This window comes from Roseicyclus sp. (assembly GCF_052168335.1).
Lineage (GTDB): Bacteria > Pseudomonadota > Alphaproteobacteria > Rhodobacterales > Rhodobacteraceae > Roseibacterium.
On record NZ_JBQLZP010000659.1, the window covers coordinates 1 to 4,975 of the forward strand.

Genomic DNA, 4,975 nt, shown 5'->3' on the forward strand with positions numbered 1-4,975 from the left:
CTTCGCGCTGCCCCGGCCGCTTCTGGACCGGCCGGGATGCGACATGTCCTTCTCGGGGCTGAAGACCGCCGTGCTGCGCACGCGCGATGCGCTCGTCGCCGAGGCGGGGGGGCTGACGCTCCGGGACCGCGCCGACCTCTGCGCCGGGTTCCAGGCGGCGGTCGTGGACGTGCTGGCGGGCAAGCTCGCCACGGCGCTCGCGGGGCAGGGGGACCTGACGGCAGTGGCCGTCGCGGGCGGTGTCGCCGCGAACCGGACGCTCCGCGCGGGGCTCGAGGCCGTCGCGGCGGAGGCCGGCCTGACGCTCCTGGCACCGCCGCTCGCGCTCTGCACCGACAACGCGGCGATGATCGCCTATGCGGGCCTTCTGGCCTACGAGGCCGGGCAATTCGACGACATGACGCTCTCGGCGCGGCCGCGGTGGCCGCTCGACCGGGCGGCGGCGCCGCTCGTCGGATCGGGGCGCAAGGGGGCCAAGGCGTGACCGGGATCGCGATATACGGCGCGGGGGCCTTCGGCGCGGGGCTCGCCGTGACCTATGCGCGGGCGGGATGGCCGGTCACGCTCTGGGCGCGCGACGGGGCCGAAACCATCGCCGCGACGCGCGAGACGCGGAATCTGCCGGGCGTGAAACTGCCCGAGGCCGTGCGCGTCACCTCCGATTCCGCGATCCGCGCGGACATCGCGCTGCTGGCCGTGCCGACGCAGGCGTTGTCCTCGATGCTCGCGGCCACACGTCCCGGGGCGCCCGCGCTCGTCTCCTGCGCCAAGGGGATCGACCGGGCCTCGGGGCTCGGCCCCGCGCGGCTGACGGCGCGGGCCTGTCCGGGGGCCACGGTGGCGCAGCTGACGGGGCCGAGCTTCGCCGTGGACATCGCCGCCGGGCTGCCGACCGCTCTGACGCTCGCCTGCGCCGACGACGACGCGGGCGCGGCGTTGCAGGAGGCGCTGTCGACGCCGATGCTGCGGCTCTACCGCACGACCGACGTGATCGGGGCCGAGCTCGGCGGCGCGCTGAAGAACGTCATCGCCATCGCGGCGGGCGCCGTGATCGGCGCGGGCCTCGGCGATTCCGCGCGGGCCGCGATCATCGCCCGCGGTTTCGCCGAGATGCGCCGCGTCGCGCGCGCCGCCGGGGCCGAGGAGGACACGCTGAGCGGCCTGTCCGGTCTCGGCGACCTCGTGCTGACCTGCGGTTCGGAGAAGTCGCGCAACTTCCGCTACGGCGCGGCGCTGGCCCGTGGCGAGGCCTTCGACCCGGGCGTGACGGTCGAGGGGCTGCACACGGCCCGCCGCATCGCCGGCGACGCGACGCTCGACACGCCCATCACCGATGTCGTGGCCGCACTCGCCGAAGGACGGCTCGACTTCGCCGCCGCGCTCGATAGGCTGATGGCGCGCCCCCTGAAACCGGAGTGAGCCCATGCGCTACTGGCTGTTCAAGTCCGAACCGTCCACCTGGTCCTGGGAGGCGCAGGTCGCGAAGGGCGACGCGGGCGAGGAGTGGGACGGCGTGCGGAACTACCAGGCCCGCAACTTCATGCGCGAGATGAAAGTGGGCGACCGGGGCTTCTTCTATCATTCGCAGTCGGAGAAGGCGGTGGTGGGCCTCGTCGAGGTGATCGCCGAGGCGCATCTCGAGACGAAGGCCGACGATCCGCGCTGGGAGTGCGTCGATATCCGCGCGCTCGAGCCCCTGCCGCGGCCCGTGACGCTCGATGAGATCAAGGCGCGGGAGGAGCTGGCCGACATGGTGCTGGTGAAGAACTCCCGCCTCTCGGTGCAGCCGGTGACGGAGCGGGAATGGGCGCTGATCCGCGGGATGGGCGGCCTCTGAGGGCCAACCCGGAAACGCATGGAGGGCCCCGGCGGTCGGGACCCTCCATCACCCACACACGCCACCTCGCTCCGCGTGCGTCAGAAATTCGGGCCCGCCGTACTGGCCGGGTTTCGTGAAGAACGATAGCCGGAAAACCTTAATGGCGCAAATGACTTGCCCGAAGAATTCGAGGCAAATCCGCCTGGCGCAGTGGCGGTATCGCGGCCCGCCGCCTGCGCCGAGGCGGTGGGCCGCTGGAAGACCGACGACCTCAGCCGTAGACCTTTTCCTTCCCGAAATGCTTCACCAGCATGTAGTAGACCACGGCGCGGTACTTGTTGCGCTCGGACTTGCCGTAGGTCTCGATCACCTTGGCGATCGCGGCATCCAGCTCGGGTCCGTCCTTGAGGCCGAGCTTCTTCATCAGGAAGTTCTTCTTCACCGTCTCGATCTCGCCCGGCTGGCTGCCCGCAACGGTCGAGGCGTCGTTGTCGTAGATCGCCGGACCGCAGCCGATCGTCACCTTGGTCAGAAGGTCCATGTCGGGTTCCATCCCGCATTTCTTCCGCAGATCCTCGGCGTAGACCGCGATCAGTTCGTCACGTTTGCCCATCGTTTCGTCTCTCCCCAACTTACTGACTGGCGACCCCCTCAGGCACCGGCGGTCCCGCAAGACGTTAGCCGAGGGGTCAAGCGACGCAAAAGCAGAAGCGCCCCGTCCGCGATAAGCGGGGCGATGCGTGGCTTTTTCGCAAAATGGGTGGTGGAGGGGCTAGCGGCGCGCCAGCGGAACGACGCCCGCGGCCCCGGGATCGCCGGGGGCGAGTTCCTCGAAATCGAAATGGTCGAGGCGTTCCGCCCGCTTGCCCGCCCGCGCCGAGGCGGTCAGGAGGCCCGAGACATCGTCGTTCGCCTGTCTCAGGTGCGTCTCGAGCTTGCCCGCGCGCTCCTCGATGATCTCGACGTCGCGGTGCAGCAGCTTCAGCGCCTTGCGGATCTCGCCGGCCTGTTCCCGCATCCGCGCGTCCTTCATGACCGCGCGCATGGTGTTCAGCGTCGCCATGCAGGTCGTGGGCGAGACGATCCACACCCTCTGGTCGAAACCGAAGCGCACGACCTCGGGCAGTCGCGCGTGAAGCTCGGCATAGACCGCCTCGGACGGCAGGAACATGAGCGCGCCGTCCGCCGTCTCGCCCTCGACGATGTAGCGCTCGGCGATGGCGCGGATGTGGACCTTGACGGCGTTCCCGAGTTCACGGAGCGCGCGGGCCTGCGCCTCCTGCCCCTCGGCGCGGACCAGCGCCTCGTAGGCTTCGAGCGGGAACTTCGCGTCGATGACGATGGGGCCGGGCGGATGGGGGAGGCGGATCAGGCAGTCCGCGCGCCGGCCGTTGGCCAGCGTGGTCTGGAAGGAATAGGCGTCGGACGGCAGGGCCTTGGCGACGATGTCGTTGAGCTGGATCTCCCCGAAGGCGCCGCGCGTCTGCTTGTTCGACAGGATGTCCTGGAGGCTGAGGACATCGCCCGAAAGCTTCTCGATCTTGGCCTGCGCGCGGTCGATCTGCTCGAGCTTCTGCTGCAACTCGCCGAGCGAGCGCGCGGTTCGCGTCGATGTTCCGTGCAGCGTCTCGGCCATGCCTTTCTGCACCTCCTCGAGCCGCCGCTCCATCGCCTCGAGCATCGAGGCCTGCGCGCGGGCCTGCATGTCGGAGACATGGCTGAGCCCGCCGGCCAGCCGCTCCTGCCCCTGGCCGAGCCCCTGCACCGTCTGGCCGAGCTGGACGAGGTGATGGGACAGGGGCTCCATCGCGCGGGCGGATCGGTGGGCGGCCCTGAGCGCCGAGACCGACAGGATCAGCAGGGTCAACAGAACGGCTGCGCCGATCGCGCCCGCCAGAACGGCAGGGTCGGAGAATTCGAGGACGATGTCGCCGATCTGGATCATGTCCGCCCGAAGAGCCTCTCGATATCCGCCAGCCTGAGCTTCACATGCGTCGGGCGGCCGTGGTTGCACTGGCCCGAGCCGGGTGTCGCCTCCATCTCGCGGAGGAGCGCGTTCATCTCCTCGCCCGACATGCGCCGCCCCGAGCGGACGGAGCCGTGGCAGGCCACGCGCGAGAGGATCGCGTCGAGCCGCGCCCTCAGCGTGTCCGAGGCGCCGAGATCGTCGAGCTCGTCGAGGATGTCGCGCAGGATCGCCTCGGCGTTCACGGGGCCGAGGATGGCGGGCGTCTCGCGCACGGCGAGCGTGCCGGGGCCGAAGGGCTCGATCACGAGACCCAACGTCTCGAGGTCCGCCGCCATCTCGAGGAGGCGCTCGGCGTCGGCGCCGAGGCTCACGATCTCGGGGATGAGGAGTGCCTGACGCGCGACGCCCCGCTCGGCCATCTGCCGCTTGAGCCGTTCGTAGACGAGGCGTTCATGCGCGGCGTGCGCGTCGACGAGGACGATCCCGTCCTCGGTCTGCGCGACGATGTAGGTCTCGTGAAGCTGCGCCCGCGCCGCGCCGAGCGGGCGATCCACCGGCTGCTCGACCGGCGCCTCCTCGACCCGGGCGGAGGGAGCGGCGGTCTCGGGGAAGGACCAGGCGGGCTCCGGCTCGGCGAGACCGGGCGCCTGCCAGCGCGCGGCGGTGCCGAGGCTCCGGGGCGAGGGCCGGTCCATCTGGTAGATGCGCGCGGTCCCCTCGGGCCGGAAGGCGCCGAGCGTGGCGCCGGAGACGGTCGTGGAGGCGCGGTGCCCGGCCTCGGCCAGCGCGTGGCGCAGCGCCGAGACGACGAGGCCGCGCGCCACCCCCGGTTCGCGGAAGCGGACCTCGGACTTCGCCGGGTGGACGTTCACGTCCACGCGCTCGGGCGGGCAGTCGAGGAAGAGCGCGGCGGCCGGGTGCCGGTCGCGCGACAGGACGTCCATGTAGGCGGGCCTCAGCGCGCCCAGGAGGAGCTTGTCGCGCACCGGGCGGCCGTTGACGAAGAGATACTGCGCCACCGCCGCGCCGCGGGAATAGGTCGGCAGCGCCGCGTAGCCCGTCAGCCGCAGCCCCTCGCGCTCGGCCTCGACGCGCAGCGCGTTCTCCGCGAAGTCGCGCCCGATCACGGTGGCGAGCCGCGCGCCGAGCGCCGCGAAGAGGTCGCCCTGCTCGGCCTCCGCCCGGAA

Annotated in this window: 4 protein-coding genes and 2 pseudogenes; 3 read left to right on the plus strand and 3 right to left on the minus strand. The window is 71.3% G+C overall.

The annotated features are described in order from the left end of the window. The 3 genes and pseudogenes from ACTS11_RS20000 to ACTS11_RS20010 all read left to right on the plus strand — a co-directional run. Positions 1-484, plus strand: a pseudogene (locus ACTS11_RS20000) (tRNA (adenosine(37)-N6)-threonylcarbamoyltransferase complex transferase subunit TsaD); the annotation flags it as partial. A gap of 5 nt (positions 485-489) precedes the next feature. Beyond that, on the plus strand, positions 490-1,419 hold the full coding sequence (locus tag ACTS11_RS20005; protein ID WP_442642044.1) for an NAD(P)H-dependent glycerol-3-phosphate dehydrogenase: 930 nt from the start codon (positions 490-492) through the stop codon (positions 1,417-1,419). Positions 1,420-1,423: 4 nt separating this feature from the next. Further along, positions 1,424-1,837 (plus strand): EVE domain-containing protein, encoded by a 414-nt coding sequence (locus ACTS11_RS20010; protein WP_442642041.1) that lies wholly within the window; start codon positions 1,424-1,426, stop codon positions 1,835-1,837. Positions 1,838-2,090: 253 nt separating this feature from the next. Here ACTS11_RS20010 and ACTS11_RS20015 read toward each other — a convergent pair whose 3' ends face one another. From ACTS11_RS20015 to ACTS11_RS20025, 3 genes and pseudogenes are all read right to left on the minus strand, one after another. Continuing rightward, positions 2,091-2,432: a DUF2853 family protein gene (locus tag ACTS11_RS20015; protein WP_442642042.1), complete on the minus strand. Its 342-nt coding sequence runs from the start codon at positions 2,430-2,432 to the stop codon at positions 2,091-2,093. A gap of 159 nt (positions 2,433-2,591) precedes the next feature. After that, positions 2,592-3,764, minus strand: coding sequence for a DNA recombination protein RmuC (locus ACTS11_RS20020; protein ID WP_442642043.1), 1,173 nt, complete (start codon positions 3,762-3,764; stop codon positions 2,592-2,594). Continuing rightward, a pseudogene (locus tag ACTS11_RS20025) lies at positions 3,761-4,975 on the minus strand (DNA mismatch repair endonuclease MutL); the annotation flags it as partial. The gene ACTS11_RS20020 and the pseudogene ACTS11_RS20025, both read right to left, overlap by 4 nt.